The sequence below is a fragment of the Collinsella sp. AM41-2BH genome (assembly GCF_003468085.1).
Taxonomy (GTDB): domain Bacteria; phylum Actinomycetota; class Coriobacteriia; order Coriobacteriales; family Coriobacteriaceae; genus Collinsella.
The window spans coordinates 207781-227970 of record NZ_QSGH01000001.1 but is presented as its reverse complement, the minus strand read 5'-3'; the positions used below and the strand labels follow the sequence as shown (position 1 = coordinate 227970).

Genomic DNA, 20190 nt, shown 5'->3' with positions numbered 1-20190 from the left:
ACGACCCAGATGCGACGTCACGCCGCCCATACGCAGGAGCGCACCATGCTCAACCATCTCAAACAGCACTTTGGCTCCCGACGCACCGGTGGTCACGGAGGCCTAGACATTGCGCGGCATATCGGCCCCGGGCTGCTCGTGACCGTCGGCTTTATCGACCCGGGCAACTGGGCCTCCAATATGGCCGCGGGCTCGCAGTTTGGCTACGCGCTGCTGTGGATCGTCACGCTGTCCACGATTATGCTCATCGTGCTGCAGCACAACGCGGCGCACTTGGGCATCGCCACGGGCGCCTGCCTTGCCGAGGCCACGACCCGCTTTCTCCCCCGCATCGTGGGACGCGCGGTGCTCGGCAGCGCCTATCTCGCGACCATCGCCACCGCCATGGCCGAAGTCCTGGGCGGCGCGATTGCCCTTCAAATGCTCTTTGGGCTGCCCGTGCGTGCGGGCTGCGTCATCGTGGCGGCAGTATCGATGGCGATGCTCATGACGAACTCCTACAAGCGAGCCGAACGCTGGATCATCGCCTTCGTAGGCGTGGTAGGACTCTCGTTTTTGGCCGAGCTTGCACTAGTCAAGGTCGACTGGCCGCAAGCCGCCGCAAGCTGGATCACGCCCAGTATGCCCACTGGCTCTGCCGCGATTATCGTGAGTGTCCTGGGTGCGGTCGTTATGCCACACAACCTTTTTCTGCACTCCGAGGTCATCCAATCCATGCACTTCGAAGGCCAAGGCGAGCAGGTTATCGAAGAGCGTCTGCGCTACGAGCTCTTCGACACGCTCTTTTCGATGGGCGTGGGCTGGGCAATCAACTCGGCCATGGTCATCCTGGCCGCAACGACCTTCTTTGCGCACGGCATGGTCGTAGACGACCTCGCCGTCGCAGCGGCCACGCTCTCCCCCATTCTGGGCCCGGCGAGCTCGACCATCTTTGCGGTAGCGCTGCTGTTCGCGGGACTATCGAGCAGCGTGACAGCGGGCATGGCGGCGGGGACCATCACTGCGGGCATGTTCGACGAGGAATACGATATCCACGACCGACATTCCTCGATCGGGGTGGCGGCCTGTTTCGTCGGCGCAGTGACGGCGTGCCTGGTCGTCCCAAATCCTTTTGAAGGTCTCATCTGGAGTCAGGCACTGCTGTCGCTTCAGCTACCGATTACGGTCTTTGTGCTCATACGGCTCACCAGTTCACCCCGCGTCATGGGCAAATACGCCAATTCGCGTCCACTCAACGCGCTGCTCGTAGGGATCGGTGCCATCGTGACGATTCTCGATGTCGTGTTGTTGACAGGGATGTAATGGGGCGGGGCACCTACTCAGGCAAACGTCTCGATCTGTAACATCTAGACCCGCTTTCGATGTCTAGATGTTACAGATTGAGATCTTCTGCCGGACGGTTTTGGTTTGTCTCGATATGTAACAAGTGGGCCCAATTTCCACCGTTAGATGTTACAGATTGAGACAAAAGGTCGGCCGGACTCACAACAGACAGGATCGGCCAACAGCAACCGTGATCCCTTGGGGGCGGAGGAAAAGGGCCCCGGCCGAGAATTCGACCGAGGCCCTTGGACAGAGCTATGTTCGGCTTTCGCCGTGTGTCTGCGAGCTACTCCTCGACGAGCTCAAACTGATCGGGACCGACGCCGCACACCGGGCACACATAATCCTCGGGCAGCTCGGGCGTATCGACCTCAACCTCGTAACCGCAAACGACGCACACGAACTTATACGTCTTCTTCTCCTCAGCCATGATGTTCTCCTCTCAAACGCGACTGGTGATGTACTTCATTTATCAGTATAGATTCTCAATAATATAATGCAAGTATTTTTAAAACATTTCTAGCCTTGATACGAGGACGCCTTCGGAGGCGTCTTGCCCTTCAGGACCTTATGGTAGTAATCGTAGGTGAGCGGCGTCTCGTCACTCAAGCGCTCGGCATCCTCGACCTCGCCGATAAACAGTAGATGCGTGCCAACATCCACAGTGTCGATCAAATGGCAGCTAAACAGGGCCGCCGCGTGCTCGGGCACATAGGGCATGCCCAGAGCCGTCTCGCGGGCCTCGTATTTGGCAAACTTGTCATAATCGCTGCTGGTGCGGAACCCAAAGTTACCGATGTAGAGCATATCGGCGGTCTGATCGATCACGGTCAGCGCGAACGCTTTGGCCGAAGCGATGACGCCCGAGGTGACGTTGTCCTTGTTCACGGCAACCGAAATGCGCGGCGGCATGGACGTCACCTGCACCGCAGTGTTGATGACGCAGCCGGCGCGCAGCCCGTCTGCCGCGGCGCTCACCACGTACAGACCGCTCGGCATGGTAAAGTACGCAGTTTTGTCCATAACAATCACTCCCCTAACGCGGGTTGGAACCTCATGGATGTATGTACCCACAAAAAAAGGCGGCGCCCACAACGGACACCACCTTTGAGACATATGTGTCAAAACAGTATAAGCAAGATGAGAGGCCCGCAGTTGCGGTGAAATAAGGACTGAATAGCCCCTCAAACAGGCAAAACAGTCCGTATTCCACCGCAACTTATACAGAACGCCTAGCGATTGCGCTCCTTGAGGGCGCGGTCGATCTCGCGCTGGACATCGCGCTTGGCCATATCCTCGCGCTTGTCGTAAAGCTTCTTGCCGCGGCCTAGGCCCAGCAGCAGCTTTACGCGGCCGTCGGTATTAAAGTAGAGCTCCAGCGGCACCAGCGCATAGCCGCGGTTGCGAAGTTTGCCGTCAAGAAAGTCGATCTCCTTGCGGTGCAGCAGCAGACGGCGCCGACGGTCGGGATCGCGATTCCACACGCCACCATGGCTATAAGGGTGGATATGCAGGCCGACGAGCCAGCACTCCCCACCACGAATCAGCGCGAAGGTATCGGTAATCTGGCACGCGCGCTCGCGAATCGACTTGACCTCGGTACCGCTCAGCTCAATACCGCACTCAAACGTCTCATCGATAAAGTACTCGTGATGTGCCGAGCGATTCTTGGAAATGAGCTTGCGCTCGCGCTTACTGGGCATCGCCGGCCTCCTTGACGTCGTCGGCGTTTGAGCCCGCAGCCTCGCGCTTTGCCTTGCGCTCGGCGTTAAGCTCGGCGTCGCTCTCGCGCACCAGTTTGATAATCGCCGCGCAGGCCTCCTCGCCCACCAAATCACGAGCGCGCACCGTCAGGCGCGTCGCCTCCTGCTTGTCGCCGTCGCTTGCAGCATCGGTCGCACACATGATCAGGCAGATGGCAATCTCGGCCGAAGGCGAAGTCGGCACGCCTTGCAGGGCGAGCTCACCCATCACATGGTCGTCACTCTCGTCCGCGGCATCCGGATAGGTGGTATGGATCTTGTTGAGCAGGCGCGTCGTATGCGCATCATTGGGCGCCAGGCGCAGCGCCAGACGCGCGCAGCCCACGGCTGCCGAAATGTTCTCGGTCTCGGGCTCCAAGAAGTACTGACCCAAGTTGGTGTAGGCACGTGCGGCGCACTTACCGTCGCTCGCGCGCTCCAGCACCGAGAACGAGAGCGATGCCCACTCCTGCTTGTCCTCGAGCGCGCGGAACAGCTCGGCCAAGTCCAAGCGATAGTTGCAGTTCATGGGATCCCAACGCACGGCCTGCATCAGGGCATTCCGAGCACTCACATAATCCTGCTGGCGAATGTAGGCAAACGCCATGTCGGAGTACAGGCGGTCAAAGGGAACCTCGACCTGCACCAGCTCGCGCGGATCCTTCTCCACGCGGCGATAGGCCAGGCGCTCAAACTTGCTGTCGAAGCTAAAGTACTGGCGCTTCTCCTCCGTCTTGCACTCAGCGTCGATATACTCCTCGGCGAGCTCCACCAGACGCTCAAGCAGCGGCGTCGCCGTAGCCAGGTCGCCCTGCGCCAGATAGTTCTCGGCATACGTGATGTCTTCCAAGCTGATAGGCAGGTCCATGACAACTCCTCGGTCCGGGCGGCAGACTCAACGCGCGCCTTAAATATCGGTCAATACACAAAACCCGGGTCTCTTACGAGGCCCGGGCGTTCAATTTTGGTAGCCCGTACCAGATTCGAACTGGTGATCTCCGCCTTGAGAGGGCGGCGTCCTAAACCGCTAGACGAACGGGCCATATGTAGCAAATGCAATGGCTGGGATGGAGGGAGTCGAACCCCCATTGACGGAACCAGAATCCGCTGTCCTGCCATTAGACGACATCCCAATGACTGCATCGCTGCGCTCGGCTGTGCCTTTGCGCAAGAAAGAAATATACGGGAAGTCCCGCCGTGACGCAAGCCCTAATTTTGACTTTTTTGAAATTCAGTCAAATACGGCCGACACGTGAAGGACCTGTGAAGTCGACCGCTGCACACGAAGGGCAAAACGCCGCGAGCGGTAGCCGTCAACCGTTGGCAGATTCTACCGCGAAAACGATAGCACCAGGCAACACAATCGAAGTATCAATGATCACGTAGATATCGAGGCGCCATGGACGAAGAGCTTGATTACCTATGGGAGACCCTGGGCCTCGAGATCACTGCTGACCTTTGGCCCGAACGGGACAAAATCCATCCCACCCTGCGCCCCGCCATCACGGTGATGCAGGCAAAATACCGCCGTGCATCCTTTTTGATCATGCGGATGTCATGGCACGCGGGACTCCCCGACCTTAAGCGAATCCAGGCAAGCCTCGTCGAGCTGTCCGGTATGCCGACTGTCATATCCGAGGCGCACCTGGAGCAGCGCCAACGCGAGCGACTGCAACAGCAGCGGATTCCCTTTATCTGCCCCGGTGTTCAGGCATATCTGCCCTTTATGGACGAGGAGTACTGGAGCGGCAAGCCCAACAAGCACGTAAAGGTCTACGGTCCGCACGAATGGGCACAGCTCAAGGATTGAGCCGAGCGAGCCCTCCGATGGAAAACACGTCCCACCCCGAGCGCTCAAAACGGGTCGCACTTTCCGCAGCCGCTACAGCAGCGCCTCGGTCCAAGCTGCTTCCCTAAAGCCGGGAATCGCAAAGTCGTCGCCCACCAACAGCGGACGCTTGACCAGCATGCCGTCGGTCGCCAGCAGCTCGTAGCACTCCCGATCCGTCATGCCCGCATCTAGACGCGCCTTCAGGCCCAGCTCTCGATATTTCATGCCCGACGAATTAAAGAAGCGCCGCACCGGCAGTCCCGAACGAGCAATCCAGGTCGCAAGCTCATCAGCCGTGGGATTGTCCAAAACGATATCGCGGTCGATATACTCTACCCCGTGTTCGTCCAGCCATGCCTTGGCCTTCTTACAGGTCGAGCACTTGGGATATTCAACAAACAGTACGGTCATGGGATTTCCTTTCTTAGAGAAAACAGGTGTCCGGAAAACTGCACATCGACGACCACTCGCGATTGCAGCCGTTATTGTAGCCAATGTCGAAGCATAGGCAGTCGCGATGTCTCGTCTTAAGGCTAGCGCCTCGCATGGGCGCCGATCGGCCGAGTCGCATAGCGCACCAACGCCGCTGCCAGCAATACCAACAGCATGGCGGTGACATAGCCCGCAGCATCGAATCCTAAATCGATAACGTCGAAATGCCTGCCGGGAACAAAGATCTTATGTACCTGATCGCCAACGGAGCAGACGGCGCAAAAGAGCAACACGGGCACGCAACGGGAGCATACGCTCCAAGGACGCCTGGAAAAGCAAACCACGACCACCGAGGCGAACAATCCGACGAAGAAAAACTCTACGGTATGGGCAACGCGACGGACGTTCGTGCCCACCCACATGCGAATGGAAGCAAGTCGGCCAGACCGGACATTCGAAGCAGCCGAATCGGTGCCCCCGGTCATCCCGTTCTCGGTCTGAGCTTCACCCGCGACATCGGCAGCCTGAACGCCCGTAGCCTGACCCTCCACCACGCGCGCGGTGGACTCGCTCAGCAACGACGTCTCCACCGCATTTTGCTCCGTCAGCACCCAGATGCCCGCCAGCGTTGCAGCGAACAGAATGATCGCGGTCCATCCGATTATTTGTTTTACGCGCGCCAAGGGCCTACCTCCTTTTTTGAATATCAGCGAGTGTAGCCCCAAATGGCATCGTCACCGTATCAAAATTTGAATCGCAACAGGAAGCGACAAAGCGACGCAAACCCCTACCCCGCCTCGCGCATCCAGCGATCGAACGTCCCCACGCACACGCCCAGGCACTTTGCCGCCTGGCTGCGGGTAATATCGCCCGCCTCATAGCTATCGCGCACCAGCTCAAACTGAGGAGGGCACGGCTTGCGAGGTCGACCGAAACGGACCCCTCGCGCCCGCGCCGCTGCAATCCCCTCCGCCTGGCGCCGATGAATATTCTCGCGCTCCACCTGCGCCACGTAGCTCAGCAGTTGTAGCACAATATCGGCAATCAGGGTATTGGTCACATCCGGCGCGCCGCTGGCCCTGGCGCGCGTGTCAAGCAATGGCATGTCCAACACCACAATGGCAACCCCGAGCTCCTTGGTAATGCGTCGCCATTCCTCAAGAATCTCGGAGTAATTACGGCCAAGCCGGTCGATAGAAAGCACCACCAGCACGTCCCCGTCTCCCAGGATGTGCAGCAGCTCGCGATACCGCGGGCGATCGAAGTCCTTGCCGCTCGCATGGTCGGCATAAATATTCGCCGAGCCCACGCCATAGGCGCCCAGCGCATCCAGCTGCCGATTTAGATTCTGATCGCGCGAACTCACCCGCGCATAACCATACACCGTCGCCATCTCATCCCCGCTTTCTTGTAAACCTGCCAAAAAGGGACAGGTTTATTTTGGTAGGTTTTACCTCTCGAATAGCAGGTAAGCGGGCGGCCGAGCGGACGGCAAGGTAGCTATGATCCAAATGCGGAGGGCGGCCCCGAAAGACCGCCCTCCGCTCTCCCGCCATGAGTCGAGATTTGGCTAATGGATAAGCTTAAAGTCCAAGTGCCCACGCGTGGTATTGACGCGCGAAACCTCGATAATCACGCGCTGGCCCAGTTCATAGCGAGTCCCCGTGTCGGCGCCCGTCAGCGTAAGCGCATCCTCGTCGAACTCGAACCACTCGTTGCCCAGACTCTTGATCGAAACCAAGCCTTCGACCTGCGTCAGGTCCAAGCGCACAAAGAGGCCCATGCTGCTGACCCATGAGACCGTTCCGGCATAGCGCTCGCCCAGGCGATCCTCATAGTACTGGGCAATCTTGATCTTTTGCGTCGCATGGCTAGCGGCATCTGCCGCGCGCTCGGCATCGCTGCATGCGCGGCAGATCTGCGGCAGAATGCGCGGCAGCGACTCGCGCCCCTTGCCGATCAGCCGCGGTGTACGGACCAGGGCGTCCTTGCCGCCGAGCTGCTCATAGGCCAACTGCAGTTTGAGCACGCGGTGCACCACCAGATCGGGGTAGCGACGGATGGGACTCGTAAAGTGACAGTAGCACGGCGCGGCGAGCGCAAAGTGGCCCTCGTTGCGCGGCTTGTACAGTGCGCGCTGCATGCTGCGCAGAAGCAGCGTGTTGACGAGCGGTGCGTTGGCCGTACCGGCGGCAGCATCAACTGCAGCCTGTAGCTCATCGGGACTCCCCAGGGCGATACCGGCAGCACGGCGATCGTCGATGATGCCCAGCTGCGCCAGCGCAACGGCGGCACCGTGCAGGCTATCGGGGCTCGGATCCTCATGCACGCGATAGCAGGCCTCGATATCACGGTCTGCCAGCCACTCTGCAACGCACTCGTTGGCGAGTAGCATGGCTTCCTCGATAAGCGACGTGGCACACGAACGCTCGCGCGCCACAATCTGCACGGGTACTCCGTCCTCATCCAATAGAGCGCGAATCTCGGCCGTGTCAAAATCGACTGAGCCGCGGGCACGACGAATACGACGGCGAAGTTCGGCGAGTTCGTTGGCGGCGACAAGGAAATCGCCGAGGTCGACGTTATAGCCGCGAGCAGTTTCCTCGCACGCAAGACCGCGCTCAAGCGCCTCCTCGCGCGAGGCCTCAGCAGCCGCAACATCCTCAGCGGCGCCTTCCAGCACCGAATACTCAACCGCGTCGGCACGCACCAGCAGCGCCTCGGCGCCGTCATAGTCCATACGCACACGCGAGCGAATCACGCTGGGGTACGGATCGTAATGCCGCACGCGACCCTGCGCATCGAGCTCAATGTCAACGGTAAACGCAAGACGGTCCTCGTCAGGGCGAAGCGAGCATAGGTCACAGGACAGGCGTTCGGGCAGCATGGGAAGCACGCGATCGGCCAGATACACCGATGTCGTACGATGGCGAGCCTCAAGATCGATATGCCCGTCCCAAGCCACATAGTGAGAAACGTCAGCGATATGCACACCCAGCTTGTAGCCACCCTCGGGCGTGCGCTCAAGCGAAATGGCATCGTCAAAGTCGCGCGCGTCGACCGGGTCGATCGTGATGACAAAGCGGTCGCGCAGATCGCGGCGGAGCGGGTCCTTAAGCGCCGCGGACACATCGAGCGAAAGCCCCTCGGCCTCGTCCAGCGCGGCCTCGGGATAGCTATCGGTATAGCCGTAACGCGCCATCACGTATTGAACGCCCAAATCGGGCGCGTCATCTCCGCCAATGCGGCGTTCGATCGTCACGGTGCCCGATTCCAGGCGCGTCGGGTAGGTCAAAATGCGCGCGACAACGGCATCACCCGGGTGGACGCCCAGACGATCCGCCGAGGTATCCTCGGGCAGAATGAAGAAGTCGGCCTTCAGGCGCGAATCGAGCGGCTCGATCACACCGAGCGGACCAGCGGTCTGGTACGTACCCACCACGCTTATGGCTGCGCGCTCAACCACGCCTTCGATCACGGCGCGCCGCTCACCGTGCGGGCTGTTCTTAATGCTCACGGCTACGGTATCGCCATCCATGATCTCGCGCTTACCGCGGCCCATGACCTTGTAGTCGCCGTTTTCGGTTACAACGTAGGCGCTATGCTCATGGAGCTGCACGCGCCCGGTCAGGCTCGGACGGCGTTCGCTGCGCACCGGCCCGCGCTTATTGCGAGCTCCACGCTTATGCTTGTTATTGCGCCCCATGGCGCCTCCTAACTATCGATTGCGAACTCCAAAGAGTCTACCCAAATGATCCGTTTTCCTGCCGTCCCCTAGGGATCAAAAAACGGGCCGCCCCGCAAGAGACGACCCGTTGGAAGGGATGAATTCCAGGCATGCCTACACGCGCAGGTAGCGGCGCATGGCGATGGCAGAACCAAAGAGACCGATAATCACGCCGACCAGAATCAGCGCAGCATAGGTCACCAGGTAGTACTGCATCGGCAGGGCAAACGACATCCAGCCGATGCTCTCCTGCAAACGCGGAATCATCAGATTGCGCAGCAGCTCCAGAACGCCGATGGAAAGCAGCGAGCCCAAAATGGCCTGCAGTACGCCCTCGGTGATAAACGGGCCGCGAATGAAGCCGTTGCTGGCGCCGACCAGACGCATAATCGCAATCTCACGACGACGCGCCGTGATGGACAGGCGAATCGTGTTGTTGATGAAGATGAATGCGATAAAGGTCAAAAGGCCAACGAGCACCACGGCGGCGATGCGGATGTAGTTGGTCACCTGGAACAGGCGGCTCACTTCCTCCTGGCCGTACAGCACGCTCGCGTTGACGTCGCCGTCATCCGCGATCTTCTGGAAGTCGGCGTTCTTCTTGAGCTTCTGGGCCGTGCTCTCGACCTTGGACGGATCGTCCATCTCAATTGCAAACGAAGCCGGCAGCGGGTTCTGGCCATCGAGCGCGCTCATGGTGGCGTCGGCGTTGCCCGACATCTTGCTCGTATACTCGGCCAGCGCGTCGTCCTTGTCCTTGTACGTCACGGACTTGACGTTGCTCCACGTCTTGAGCTCAGCCTCAAAGGCCTGAACATCTGCCTGGTCGGCGTCATCGCTAATAAAGGCGTTGATGACGACCTGATCCTCGACGGTGCCGATCACGGAGTTCAGCATCGCGGAGCCCATGATGAACAGGCCGATGATAAACAGCGAAAGGAAGATCGTGATGACGGCGCCGAGCGAGGTAGTCCAGTTACGGAAGAAGTGACTGATTGCCTCTTTGAAGGAGTAGCCCACGTTAGTTGGTGCCATAGTTGCCGTAACCTCCCCTCTCCTGGTCGCGGATAACGTGGCCGCCCTCGAGGGCGATCACGCGACGGTGCATGCTATCGACCATCTCGCGGTCGTGCGTGGCGACGATCACGGTGGTGCCGGTGCGGTTAATACGCTCGAGCAGCTTCATGATGCCCAGCGAGATCGCCGGGTCGAGGTTACCCGTGGGCTCGTCGCAGATCAGCAGCGGCGGACGGTTGACCATAGCGCGGGCGACGGCGACGCGCTGCTGCTCGCCACCGGAAAGCTGGTCGGGCAGCGAGTCCATCTGATCGGCCAGACCGACCAGACGCAGCACCTCCGGCACCTGGCTGCGAATGACGCCCTTGGGCTTGCCGATGCACTGCAGAGCAAACGCCACGTTTTCGTAGGCGGTTTTTTGCGGCAGGAGCTTAAAGTCCTGGAACACGGCGCCAATCTGGCGGCGCAGGAACGGAACCTTGCGGTTCTTGATCTTCATGAGGTCCTGACCGGCAACCAGGATGCGACCGCTCGTCGGCTTGACGTCGCGGTTGAGCGTCGACAGCAGCGTGGTCTTACCCGAGCCGGAGTGACCGACCAGGAAGACGAACTCGCCCGGATAGATCTCGATGTTGATGTCGTCGAGTGCAGGCTTGTTGGGCTGTGCCGGATAGATCTTGGTGACATGCTCCATAAGGATGACGGGCTCGACACCGGCCTGCTTGGCCATCTTCTTGCGGCTGGCCTGCGGATCGATGGGCGCAAACACCGACGTAAAATCGGGGTTGTTGAGCGCGTTATCGAGGCTTGCGACCTCGGCCGCCTGATCGCTCTCGACCACCGGGGCAGCAGGCTGCGTGGGGTCGGGAATAGCGGCAAAGAGACCGGACTGCGCAGGCTGAGGAGCCGGTGTCGCAGGGGCCATGGGGTCGGGAATGCCGGCCATGGTAGGCTGCGGCGTGGCAGCGCCAGCCTGAGGCTGCTCCACGCGAGCGGTCACGGCCTGAACGGGCTCAAAACCCGCCGTGCCGGAAAGCGCGACATCGCTGGTGGGATTGTAGGCAAAGGGATCGGATGCCGGCTGTGCCTGATCTGCCGGCTGAGCGGGGGCCTGAGCAACAAGCTGGCCCTCTGAATCCGGAGTGGCGAAACGACTGCCCTGGACGCCTGTCTGCGTCTTGGGGGCATCATCGCCCGCACCGGAGGTACGGAAGTGGTTACCCACTGGTGCTCCTTATCGTCGTGCGTTTAAACTACATGAGCGCTTTGTATTTTAGCAGCATTAGCTTTGCTGCACATAAGAAGCATGGCGGGGTTTGGGTCTCACCGGCCGGGCGCAGGGTTACCTCCCAAATCGTCCTCGCGCATGGCCGGCATTTGTCCTGCTCCTGCGGAGCTGCGGACAAACGCCGGCCTGCGCTGCGGAAAGATTTGGGAGGTAACCCTGCGCCCGGCCTGCGGCTACTATGGGGCCGACGCACCAACTTGAGATGCTGCGCATACAAAATTGGAAGGGTCTGAATTGCACTTTGCTGGGATGGGCTCGTTTCCCCATGGGAACTTTGCTTGGCAGGACTCTAATTTAAATTCAGCATAAACAGGGGCGCCCTCTTTGAGGACGCCCCTGTTCTGGCTTGTTTGCGGTTGTCGACGCGATACTTTGCCTCGTCTTGCCTTATGCCAAGAACTCCTTGGTGGTCGCCACGATGTTGGCGGCGTCCAGGCCGTACTTGTGCAGGAGCTCGGCACCCGGGCCGGACTCGCCGAAGGTGTCGTTGACGCCAATCTTCTTGAGCGGCGTCGGGCACTGCTCACACAGAACGTCGGCAACGGCGCTGCCCAGGCCACCGATCACGGAGTGCTCCTCGACGGTCACGACGTGACCGGTCTTGGTGGCGCTCTTGACGATCAGGTCGGCGTCGATGGGCTTGATGGTGTGCATGTCGATGACCTCGGCATCGATGCCCTCGGCAGCGAGCTGCTCGGCGGCCTCGAGGGCCTCGCCGACCATTAGGCCGCAGGCGATGATGGTGACGTCGGTGCCCTCGCGCATGACGATGCCCTTGCCTACCTCGAACTTGTAGGTCTCGGGGTCGTTGATGACCGGCGAGGCCAGACGGGCAAAGCGCATGTACACGGGGCCGTCGCACTCGTAGGCGGCGCACGTCACGGCACGAGCCTCCACGTCGTCGGCGGGAACGATAACGGTCATGCCGGGGATGACGCGCATGAGGGCGATATCCTCGCAGCACTGGTGCGTGGCGCCGTCCTCGCCCACCGAGATACCGGCGTGCGTGGCACCGATCTTAACGTTAAGGTGCGGATAGCCGATGGAGTTGCGGACCTGCTCAAAGGCGCGGCCAGCGGCAAACATGGCAAAGGTGCTCGCAAAAGCAACGCGGCCGGTGGTCGCGATACCGGCGGCAACACCCATCAGATTGCTCTCGGCAATGCCCACATCGAAGAAGCGGTCGGGGCAGGCTGCCTTAAACTTGCCGGTCTGCGTGGCGGCGGCCAGGTCGGCATCGAGGACCACAAAGTCATCGTGCTCGTTGGCGAGCTCGACGAGGGCCTCACCGTAGCTTACGCGCGTGGCGATTTTCTTGACGTCTGCCATCCTAGAGCTCCTCTCCGGCGGCCGTGAGCTCTGCCATGGCCTGCTCAAACTGTTCATCGTTGGGGGCCTTGCCGTGCCAACCCACCTGGTTCTCCATAAAGGAAACGCCCTTGCCCTTGGTGGTCTCGGCGATGATGGCGGTCGGCTGACCCTTGGTGGCGCGGGCCTCGGCAAAGGCGGCGCGGATCTGATCGAAATCGTTGCCGTCGGCGAGCTCCACCACGTGGAACTTGAAGGCGCGGAACTTGTCGGCGAGCGGCATGGGGTCGTTGACCTCCTCGACGGGGCCGTCGATCTGCAGGCCGTTGTGGTCGACGATCACGCAGAGGTTGTCAAGCTGCTGGTTGCCGGCAAACATGGCGGCCTCCCAAACCTGGCCCTCCTCGCTCTCGCCGTCGCCCAGCAGGGCGTAGGTGCGATAGTCGTCGCCCCAGTGCTTGGCGGCAACGGCCATGCCCACGGCGGCGGAGATGCCCTGGCCGAGCGAACCGGTGGACATATCGACGCCCGGGGTGTCGTTCATGTTGGGGTGACCCTGCAGGTGGCTGCCGATGTGGCGCAGCGTCTCGAGATCCTCCTTGGGGAAGAATCCGCGCTCGGCGAGCACAGCGTACAGACCAGGCGCGCAATGACCCTTGGAAAGCACGAAGCGATCGCGGTCGGCCTTGCGGGGGTCGGCCGGGTCGACGTTCATTTCCTCAAAGTACAGATAGGTCATGATGTCGGCAGCGCCGAGCGAACCGCCCGGATGGCCGGACTTGGCAGCGTGCACGCCGGTGACGATGCCCTTCCTTACCTCGTTGGCAACCTTTTTGAGCTCTTCGTCGCTCATTGTGCCTTCCTTTCATCCTCTTAAGACAAGATGCGCACGGCACGGAAAGGTAGTCCCAACACAGCCGCGATGCACGTACGTCATTCATTATGCTGGAAACTGGAAGCTTTACCAGAGTATTTATCATTATTTGAACAATTGAGCAGGCAGAACCGCTGATGAAACGGTTTATCAATGTGAACGTCTTTTGGATGGAACGCAGTCGGCCCTACGCGTTAATGTCCTTGAATCCCTCACCGAAGGTTTCCGTAACGTCGGCGACCGTCACAATGGCGTGAGGATCGCGCTCGCGCACGATCGTTTTGAGGGTGTTGAGCTCGCGGCGGCTCACAATGACCATGATCACCGGCTTCTCGGCACCCGAGTACATGCCGGTCGCCCTAAACTTGGTGCAGCCGCGGCCCAGGCCATACATGATGTCGGCCGCGATATCGGGAAACTTGTCCGAGATGATGAGCACCATACGGCGCCTGTTGCCACCGTCGACCACGGCATCGATCACGTAGCCGCTAATGACCATCGAAAGGCCCGCATACAGCGCGTTTTCGACCGAAAAGACCGGGGCCGACAGCGCGCACACGGCAACATCGATCGCCATGACGGTCGAGCCAACCGGCAGCGATGTGTTGCGCGAGATGATCTGGCCGATCGTGTCAGAGCCGCCAGTGTTGGCACCGGCGCGCAACACCATGCCATACCCGATGCCCGTGATAATGCCGCCCCACATAGCGGGCAGCATCAGGTCGGCATGTGCCAGCGGCGCCACAAACGGAGCGAACAGGTCGGTGAAAAAACCCAGCAGCACAAAACCGGTCGCCGTCTGCACCACGTAGAACATGCCACCCTCGCGCATAACAACCAGCAGCAGCAAGGCATTCATCACGATGGTCTGGATACCGACGGGAAGCGATATGCCATGCGAGGCGCCGACCGCCTGAATAATGGTGGCAAGGCCTGTGACGCCGCCGGCGGCAAGGCCGTTGGGGATCAAAAACAAGTCTGTCGCGATAGCTGCCAGGGCGCAGCCAAACATAATCTTGGGCAAGTCATGAAAGAAGTTCATCGAAAGAATGCGCTTGATGTCCAGACGATATGCCATGCTGCCTCCCTCAAAAAAGCGCACCCAAACGAGTGCGCTTTGAACTTCTTGCTGTATTCGATTCTACCGATTCACCGGGCAAATACCACCCCTGCGCAGTGTTTGCATCGACCCGGAGCCAATCATGTGCCTAGGCAGACGATGCTTCCGCATCGGCGTTGCCGGTTGCCCAACGATGGTAGCCGATCACAAACGGATCCAGATCGCCATCGTCGAGAACGGCCTCGACGTTGCTGGTCTCCACGCCCGTGCGCAGGTCCTTGACCATCTGATACGGGTAGAGCACGTAGCTGCGAATCTGGTTGCCAAAACCGATCGTGGTCTTGGGCCCGCGAATCTCATCCAGGGCCTCGGCGCGCTTCTCGAGCTCGATCTCGTACAGACGGGCCTTGAGAATCTGCATGCACGCGGCCTTGTTTTGAATCTGGCTGCGCTCGTTTTGGCAAGTGACAACGATGCCGCTGGGAAAATGCGTCACGCGTACGGCAGAGTCGGTGGTGTTGACGCCCTGGCCGCCCGGACCGCTCGCGTGATACACGTCCACGCGGATATCGTCGGGACTGATCTCGATGTCGATATCGTCAGGCAACACGGGAATGACCTCGACGCCGGCAAACGTGGTCTGGCGGCGCTTCTTATCATCGGTGGGGCTGATGCGTACCAGGCGGTGAACGCCGGCCTCGGCGCGCAGCATGCCAAACGCGTCCTTGCCCTCGACGGTAAAGGTCGCACGGTCGATGCCGATGACCTCAGCCGCGGGGCAGTCGTTAATGGTGACCTTCCAGCCGCGACGCTGGCAGTACTTCATGTACATCTTAAAGAGCATGAAGGTCCAGTCCTGTGCCTCCAGGCCACCCTGTCCGGGCTTGATGGTCACAATCGCGTCGCCGTGATCGAACTCACCGGTAAACCAGCTCGAAAGCTCGAGCTCGTCGATAGCGCGGGCCAGGCGTTCTGCCGTAGCGGCAGCCTCCTCGCGCAATGCGGCGGCATCGGGGTCGTCGCCCATCTCCTCGGCAAGCTCCAGCGCCGCGCGGGCGTCAGATAGCTCGCCGCGCGCGGTATCCACGGCAGCGATATCTTCCTTGGCGCGAGCGATCTCCTCCATGGTGGCGCGAGCGGCGTCGGCGTCATCCCAAAAGCCGGAGGCCACGCTTTTTGCCTCGAGCTCGGTCACGCGCGTGCGCTTCTCGTCCAAATGAAGATACGACTCGACCTCGCCGAGCCGGTCCGCAAACGCGTCCAGCTCGGCGGGCGTTACCTCTAAAGCCTCGGCCATTAACGATTCCTGCCGTGGCAGTACTTGAACTTCTTGCCGCTGCCGCAGGGGCAAAGGTCGTTGCGGCCCACGTTGACATAAGGGTCATCGCTCTCGGACTTGCGGTAGGTGGTCACCTTGCCGCCGTTGTTGACAGCAGCCGGGCCTCCCTGGACGGCCGTACGAGCCTGAACCTGTGCCTGCTTGCGCAGCACCGAGCTGCCGTTGTCGCCATCGACGTCGGCGGGGCCGGAGAAGCGCGCACCCTCGAGCGCGGGGTCCTCCTTGTGCTCCACGGCCTGCGGGGCGGCCTTGATCTCGATGCGCAGAACGGTGCGCAGGTAATCCTCGTACATGGTGTCAACGAGCATCTGGAAGGCACCATAAGCCTCAGTCTTGTACTCGACCAGCGGGTCGCGCTGGCCAAAGCCGCGCAGTCCGATACCGGTCTTGAGGTAGTCCATCTCCTGCAGGTAGTTCATCCAGCGGGTATCGATGACGCGCAGCATGACCTGGGTGTTGAGCTCGCGCATGAGGTCCTCACCCAGGCGCTCGGCCTTCATGTTGTAGCACTTCTCAACGTAGGCCAGGACATCGGCAGCCAGGGCCTCGAAGTCCTCGTCGGGGAACTTGGGCGTGTCGATATGCCCGGTGAGCTCCACGACCCACTTGCGCAGGCCCTCGAGATCGCGCTCGCCATCGTGGCTGTCCTTGGTGCAGAACTCCTGAACACAGCGGTACACGGTATCGTGCATGACCTCGGTGATGTGATCGGTCAGGTCCTTGCCGTCCAGAATCTTGTTGCGCTCGGCGTAGATGACCTGGCGCTGCTTGTTCATGACGTCGTCGTACTCAAGAACGCTCTTGCGCATGGAGAAGTTGATGCTCTCGACCTTGTGCTGGGCGTTCTCGACGGCCTTGGAGATGATCTTGTGCTGGATGGGCATGTCGTCGCCCATGTCGGCGGTAACCATCATCTTGGAAACGCGGTCCATCTTGTCGCCGCCGAACAGGCGCATGAGGTCGTCCTCGAGCGACAGGTAGAACTGAGTCTCGCCCGGATCGCCCTGACGACCGGAGCGGCCACGCAGCTGGTTGTCGATACGACGGGACTCATGGCGCTCGGTGCCGATGACGGTCAGGCCGCCGGCGGCAAGCACGCGCTCGCGTTCGGCCTTGCAGGTCTCCTTGGCCTCAGCGTTAAACTGCTCGAGCTGCTCGGGCGTCACGTCCTCCATGGTCAGGCCCTCGTACTCAAGGCGCTCGCGCACCAGCTCGTCGGGATTGCCACCCAGCAGGATGTCGGTACCACGACCGGCCATGTTAGTAGCGATGGTCACGGCGCCGTAGCGTCCGGCCTGGGCAACGATATGAGCCTCGCGCTCGTGATGCTTAGCGTTGAGGACCTCGTGCGCGATACCGCGCTTGGTAAGGGCGGCCGACAGCTTCTCGGAGCTTTCGATGGAGACGGTGCCCACCAGGACCGGCTGGCCCTTGGCGTGACGTCGCTCGACGTCGTCGGCAACGGCGTTGTACTTGGCCTGGATGGTGCGGTACACCAGGTCCTCGTGGTCGACACGCTGAACGGGCTTGTTGGAGGGGATAACCTCGACGGGCAGCTTGTAGATCTCGCGGAACTCGGCATCCTCGGTGAGTGCCGTACCGGTCATGCCGGAGAGCTTGTCATACAGACGGAAGTAGTTCTGCAAGGTGATGGTGGCCAGCGTCTGGTTCTCCTCGCGCACGAGCACGCCCTCTTTGGCCTCGATGGCCTGATGCAGGCCCTCGGAGTAGCGGCGGCCTTCCATGATGCGGCCGGTGAACTCGTCGACGATCTTGACCTCGCCGTTGGTGACCACGTACTGCTTGTCGCGGTGGAACATGTACTGGGCCTTCAGCGCCTGCTGCAGGTGGTTGACCAGCTGACCGGAGAGATCGGCATAGATGTCATCGATACCCAGGCGGCGCTCAATCTTCTTAAGGCCGCGCTCGGTGGCGGCGATAGTGTGCTTGGCCTCGTCCATGACGTAGTCGCCCGTGGGCTCTACGTCCTCGGTGGCGGTGAGCATGTCGTGCGAGACGTCCTCGCCGCGCTCAAGGCCGCGCACGGCACGCGCGAAATCCTTGTAGGTGCTGGCGGACTTGGTGCCGGCACCCGAGATGATGAGCGGGGTACGTGCCTCGTCGATCAGGATGGAGTCGACCTCGTCGACGATGGCGTAATGGTGGCCGCGCTGCACGCGCTGCTCGGGGCGAGTGACCATGTTGTCGCGCAGGTAATCGAAACCGAACTCGGAGTTGGTGCCGTAGGTGACGTCTGCCTGGTAGGCCGGACGCTTGAGCTCGAGCGGCATGTTGTTCTGGAGCAGACCGACGGTCATTCCCAGGTACTTGTAGATGCGGCCCATCCACTCGGAGTCGCGCTTGGCCAGGTAATCGTTGACGGTAACGACGTGTACACCCTTGCCGGCAATAGCGTTGAGGTAGCCGGCCAGCGTGGAGACCAGGGTCTTGCCTTCGCCGGTCTTCATCTCGGCGATATGCCCCTCGTGCAGTGCCATGGCGCCAATGAGCTGCACGTCAAAGTGACGCATGCCCGTGATGCGCTTGGAAGCCTCACGCACGGTGGCAAAAGCCTCGGGGAGCATGTCGTCGAGCGACTCGCCGTTGGCGTAACGCTCACGGAACTTATCGGTCTGGGCGCGGAGCTCTTCCTCGGTCATCTTCTCAAACTGGGGCTCAAGACCGTTGATCTGATCGACGATCTTGTAGTAGCGCTTAAGGTCCTTATCGGATCCAAAGGACAGCAGCTTTGACATGAATCCCATGTGGTTTTCCTTTTTGGCCATCGCCCACGCCATGCAGCCTCGGGCGAGTTAAACACAGATAAATGTACTTTAGCCAAACAGGACGCGGCCTATACGGTCGACCTCGACCGCCACGTAATAACTACGACCCGACCGACCTGCCAAAAAGGGACTGGTTTATTTTGGCAGGTTTTATCTGGGAAAACGCCGTCACTCTGCCATTTGGTGCAAACCAACCTGTCCCCTTCGCACCAATCTGGTGCAATGGGGACGAGCTAGCTTGCACCAATAAAAAGAAAAGGGCCGCGCACCCGAACGGATGCACGGCCCTTATGCCATGAATGCGAGCGATTCCGCGGCGAGCTATTTACTCAGCAGCCTCGGTGGTCTCGGCCTCGGCAGCGGCCTCCTCGACGGGAGCCTCTGCGGGAGCCTCGGCGGCCTGCTTGGCAGCCTCCTCGGCAAACTTAGCGGCACGCTTAGCCTTCTCGGCAGCCTTAGCCTCAGCGGCGGCCTTGCGAGCAGCCTCGGCCTCAGCAGCCTTGGCGGCCTTGGCAGCCTTGGCCTCCTCAGCCTTCTTGAGCTGGGCGGCAGCGGCGCCACCGAACTTGTCGGCGAAGCGCTGGACGCGTCCACCGGTGTCGACGAACTTCTGCTGGCCGGTGTAGAACGGGTGGCACTCGTTGCAAAGCTCGACCTTCATCTCGGACACGGTAGCGTGCGTCTTGAAGGTGTTGCCGCAGGAGCACGTCACCGTGCACTCGACATACTGGGGATGGATACCCTGCTTCATGGTAGGACTCCTTATTGGTCAGGCGCTGGTTACCGATCAGCGCATAAGGCGTCTTGGTTTCCGACCAAGACAACAAACTCGGCTATGGTACCACGGCGCCGCGCGTCCCACAAAAGGTTCACGGTCTTTTCGGAACGACACGAATCTGACCCATCGAAACACATCTCCACCGTTCCTTCAACTGGGAAAATGCCGTCCCCGGGGCCTGAGAAGGGCCCCGGGGACGTTCGACTGACTGCGGGAACGGCCTTTCCGCTCAATGTGTTCGGCTGAGATCGGAAATCAACCAAACTGAACTAGGTTCAGTTGACATGGTTAAAAACGAGGGGCGACGCTTTTGCGTCACCCCTCGTCCCGGCCGGTTGCTTTAGTTGTACACACGGTAGTTACACTTGAACTGGGTTATGTGTCCATAGTTGGAGCGGTACCAACCCGACGTATAGCTGATTGCCTCTGCGCCTAGATAGTCGTAGCCCTTGTTGTAGCGAAGCTGACGGTAGGTCGTGTCGTACTCTGCTACGTAAAACGTGTCTCCAGAGAAGGCTTTGTACCGGTCTTTAACCGTCGAAGCCATGTACGCGGGTTCGACATCGCCTTTCTCTCCGTTGAGCGCATAGACGGGTGCCGCGATTCCGCATAAAGCCGTTGCCACGAGGATGGCGTAGACAGCCATGCGCGACGCATTGGACTTCAGCTGTTCAAATAGTTTCAT

At 60.4% G+C, this 20190-nt stretch carries 19 protein-coding genes and 2 tRNA genes; 2 read left to right on the top strand and 19 right to left on the bottom strand.

Annotation, left to right across the window (positions count from 1 at the left end):
- Positions 1–45 precede the first annotated feature (45 nt).
- Positions 46–1302, top strand: a complete 1257-nt coding sequence (locus DW899_RS01090; RefSeq protein ID WP_117716911.1) for an Nramp family divalent metal transporter — start codon at positions 46–48, stop codon at positions 1300–1302.
- 307 nt (positions 1303–1609) lie between these two features.
- Here the strand turns inward: DW899_RS01090 and DW899_RS01085 are convergent, their stop codons facing one another.
- The 6 genes from DW899_RS01085 to DW899_RS01060 all read right to left on the bottom strand — a co-directional run bounded on the left by DW899_RS01085 (position 1610) and on the right by DW899_RS01060 (position 4198).
- Positions 1610–1753 carry a rubredoxin-like domain-containing protein gene (locus DW899_RS01085; protein WP_055251878.1) on the bottom strand — a complete coding sequence of 48 codons (144 nt, stop codon included), beginning with the start codon at positions 1751–1753 and terminating at the stop codon, positions 1610–1612.
- Positions 1754–1842: 89 nt separating this feature from the next.
- Entirely contained in the window at positions 1843–2346 is a 504-nt protein-coding gene (locus tag DW899_RS01080; protein WP_117716912.1) for a flavin reductase family protein, read from the bottom strand.
- 209 nt (positions 2347–2555) lie between these two features.
- On the bottom strand, positions 2556–3026 hold the full coding sequence (gene smpB / locus DW899_RS01075) for an SsrA-binding protein SmpB (protein ID WP_006235325.1): 471 nt from the start codon (positions 3024–3026) through the stop codon (positions 2556–2558).
- Positions 3016–3933 carry a hypothetical protein gene (locus DW899_RS01070; RefSeq protein WP_117629560.1) on the bottom strand — a complete coding sequence of 306 codons (918 nt, stop codon included), beginning with the start codon at positions 3931–3933 and terminating at the stop codon, positions 3016–3018. The genes smpB and DW899_RS01070 overlap by 11 nt, the downstream gene beginning before the upstream one ends.
- A gap of 97 nt (positions 3934–4030) precedes the next feature.
- A tRNA-Glu gene (locus DW899_RS01065) sits at positions 4031–4107 on the bottom strand.
- A gap of 17 nt (positions 4108–4124) precedes the next feature.
- Positions 4125–4198, bottom strand: a tRNA-Gln gene (locus DW899_RS01060).
- A 266-nt stretch (positions 4199–4464) separates the two neighbouring features.
- Between DW899_RS01060 and DW899_RS01055 the strand changes: the two genes are divergently transcribed.
- Positions 4465–4875 carry a hypothetical protein gene (locus DW899_RS01055; RefSeq protein WP_117629499.1) on the top strand — a complete coding sequence of 137 codons (411 nt, stop codon included), beginning with the start codon at positions 4465–4467 and terminating at the stop codon, positions 4873–4875.
- A gap of 72 nt (positions 4876–4947) precedes the next feature.
- Here DW899_RS01055 and DW899_RS01050 read toward each other — a convergent pair whose 3' ends face one another.
- From DW899_RS01050 to DW899_RS00990, 13 genes are all read right to left on the bottom strand, one after another.
- Positions 4948–5307 (bottom strand): arsenate reductase family protein, encoded by a 360-nt coding sequence (locus tag DW899_RS01050; RefSeq protein WP_117583016.1) that lies wholly within the window; start codon positions 5305–5307, stop codon positions 4948–4950.
- A gap of 122 nt (positions 5308–5429) precedes the next feature.
- A complete protein-coding gene (locus DW899_RS01045) occupies positions 5430–6011 on the bottom strand; it encodes a VanZ family protein (RefSeq protein WP_158551657.1) in 582 nt (193 codons plus the stop codon).
- 104 nt (positions 6012–6115) lie between these two features.
- The gene (locus tag DW899_RS01040; protein ID WP_117629497.1) at positions 6116–6721 is read right to left on the bottom strand and encodes a recombinase family protein; all 606 of its coding nucleotides are present in this window, start codon (positions 6719–6721) and stop codon (positions 6116–6118) included.
- A 177-nt stretch (positions 6722–6898) separates the two neighbouring features.
- Positions 6899–9034 (bottom strand): ribonuclease R family protein, encoded by a 2136-nt coding sequence (locus DW899_RS01035; RefSeq protein WP_117629496.1) that lies wholly within the window; start codon positions 9032–9034, stop codon positions 6899–6901.
- A 135-nt stretch (positions 9035–9169) separates the two neighbouring features.
- Entirely contained in the window at positions 9170–10090 is a 921-nt protein-coding gene (gene ftsX / locus DW899_RS01030; protein WP_099432018.1) for a permease-like cell division protein FtsX, read from the bottom strand.
- Positions 10077–11297 carry a cell division ATP-binding protein FtsE gene (gene ftsE / locus DW899_RS01025; RefSeq protein ID WP_117629495.1) on the bottom strand — a complete coding sequence of 407 codons (1221 nt, stop codon included), beginning with the start codon at positions 11295–11297 and terminating at the stop codon, positions 10077–10079. The genes ftsX and ftsE overlap by 14 nt, the downstream gene beginning before the upstream one ends.
- 450 nt (positions 11298–11747) lie before the next feature.
- Complete coding sequence (locus tag DW899_RS01020; protein ID WP_117799736.1) at positions 11748–12689, bottom strand: transketolase family protein; 942 nt, start codon at positions 12687–12689, stop codon at positions 11748–11750.
- Position 12690: 1 nt separating this feature from the next.
- Positions 12691–13521 (bottom strand): transketolase, encoded by an 831-nt coding sequence (locus tag DW899_RS01015; RefSeq protein WP_099432020.1) that lies wholly within the window; start codon positions 13519–13521, stop codon positions 12691–12693.
- Between the two features lie 208 nt (positions 13522–13729).
- Entirely contained in the window at positions 13730–14620 is an 891-nt protein-coding gene (locus DW899_RS01010) for a YitT family protein (protein WP_117583025.1), read from the bottom strand.
- Between the two features lie 130 nt (positions 14621–14750).
- Positions 14751–15899, bottom strand: coding sequence for a peptide chain release factor 2 (gene prfB, locus DW899_RS01005; RefSeq protein WP_117799735.1), 1149 nt, complete (start codon positions 15897–15899; stop codon positions 14751–14753).
- Positions 15899–18706, bottom strand: coding sequence for a preprotein translocase subunit SecA (gene secA, locus DW899_RS01000; RefSeq protein ID WP_117583027.1), 2808 nt, complete (start codon positions 18704–18706; stop codon positions 15899–15901). The genes prfB and secA overlap by 1 nt, the downstream gene beginning before the upstream one ends.
- A 346-nt stretch (positions 18707–19052) precedes the next feature.
- The gene (gene rpmE / locus DW899_RS00995) at positions 19053–19478 is read right to left on the bottom strand and encodes a 50S ribosomal protein L31 (protein WP_006235303.1); all 426 of its coding nucleotides are present in this window, start codon (positions 19476–19478) and stop codon (positions 19053–19055) included.
- Positions 19479–19845: 367 nt separating this feature from the next.
- A complete protein-coding gene (locus tag DW899_RS00990; RefSeq protein WP_006235302.1) occupies positions 19846–20190 on the bottom strand; it encodes a hypothetical protein in 345 nt (114 codons plus the stop codon).

Bases quoted from the DNA above. Each gene is read 5' to 3' on its own strand.
- DW899_RS01090 (WP_117716911.1), top strand. From the start codon at position 46: ATGCTCAACCATCTCAAACAGCACTTTGGCTCCCGACGCACCGGTGGT.
- DW899_RS01085 (WP_055251878.1), bottom strand. From the start codon at position 1,753: ATGGCTGAGGAGAAGAAGACGTATAAGTTCGTGTGCGTCGTTTGCGGT.
- DW899_RS01080 (WP_117716912.1), bottom strand. From the start codon at position 2,346: ATGGACAAAACTGCGTACTTTACCATGCCGAGCGGTCTGTACGTGGTG.
- smpB (WP_006235325.1), bottom strand. From the start codon at position 3,026: ATGCCCAGTAAGCGCGAGCGCAAGCTCATTTCCAAGAATCGCTCGGCA.
- DW899_RS01070 (WP_117629560.1), bottom strand. From the start codon at position 3,933: ATGGACCTGCCTATCAGCTTGGAAGACATCACGTATGCCGAGAACTAT.
- DW899_RS01055 (WP_117629499.1), top strand. From the start codon at position 4,465: ATGGACGAAGAGCTTGATTACCTATGGGAGACCCTGGGCCTCGAGATC.
- DW899_RS01050 (WP_117583016.1), bottom strand. From the start codon at position 5,307: ATGACCGTACTGTTTGTTGAATATCCCAAGTGCTCGACCTGTAAGAAG.
- DW899_RS01040 (WP_117629497.1), bottom strand. From the start codon at position 6,721: ATGGCGACGGTGTATGGTTATGCGCGGGTGAGTTCGCGCGATCAGAAT.
- DW899_RS01035 (WP_117629496.1), bottom strand. From the start codon at position 9,034: ATGGGGCGCAATAACAAGCATAAGCGTGGAGCTCGCAATAAGCGCGGG.
- ftsX (WP_099432018.1), bottom strand. From the start codon at position 10,090: ATGGCACCAACTAACGTGGGCTACTCCTTCAAAGAGGCAATCAGTCAC.
- DW899_RS01020 (WP_117799736.1), bottom strand. From the start codon at position 12,689: ATGGCAGACGTCAAGAAAATCGCCACGCGCGTAAGCTACGGTGAGGCC.
- DW899_RS01015 (WP_099432020.1), bottom strand. From the start codon at position 13,521: ATGAGCGACGAAGAGCTCAAAAAGGTTGCCAACGAGGTAAGGAAGGGC.
- DW899_RS01010 (WP_117583025.1), bottom strand. From the start codon at position 14,620: ATGGCATATCGTCTGGACATCAAGCGCATTCTTTCGATGAACTTCTTT.
- prfB (WP_117799735.1), bottom strand. From the start codon at position 15,899: ATGGCCGAGGCTTTAGAGGTAACGCCCGCCGAGCTGGACGCGTTTGCG.
- secA (WP_117583027.1), bottom strand. From the start codon at position 18,706: ATGGGATTCATGTCAAAGCTGCTGTCCTTTGGATCCGATAAGGACCTT.
- rpmE (WP_006235303.1), bottom strand. From the start codon at position 19,478: ATGAAGCAGGGTATCCATCCCCAGTATGTCGAGTGCACGGTGACGTGC.
- DW899_RS00990 (WP_006235302.1), bottom strand. From the start codon at position 20,190: ATGAAACTATTTGAACAGCTGAAGTCCAATGCGTCGCGCATGGCTGTC.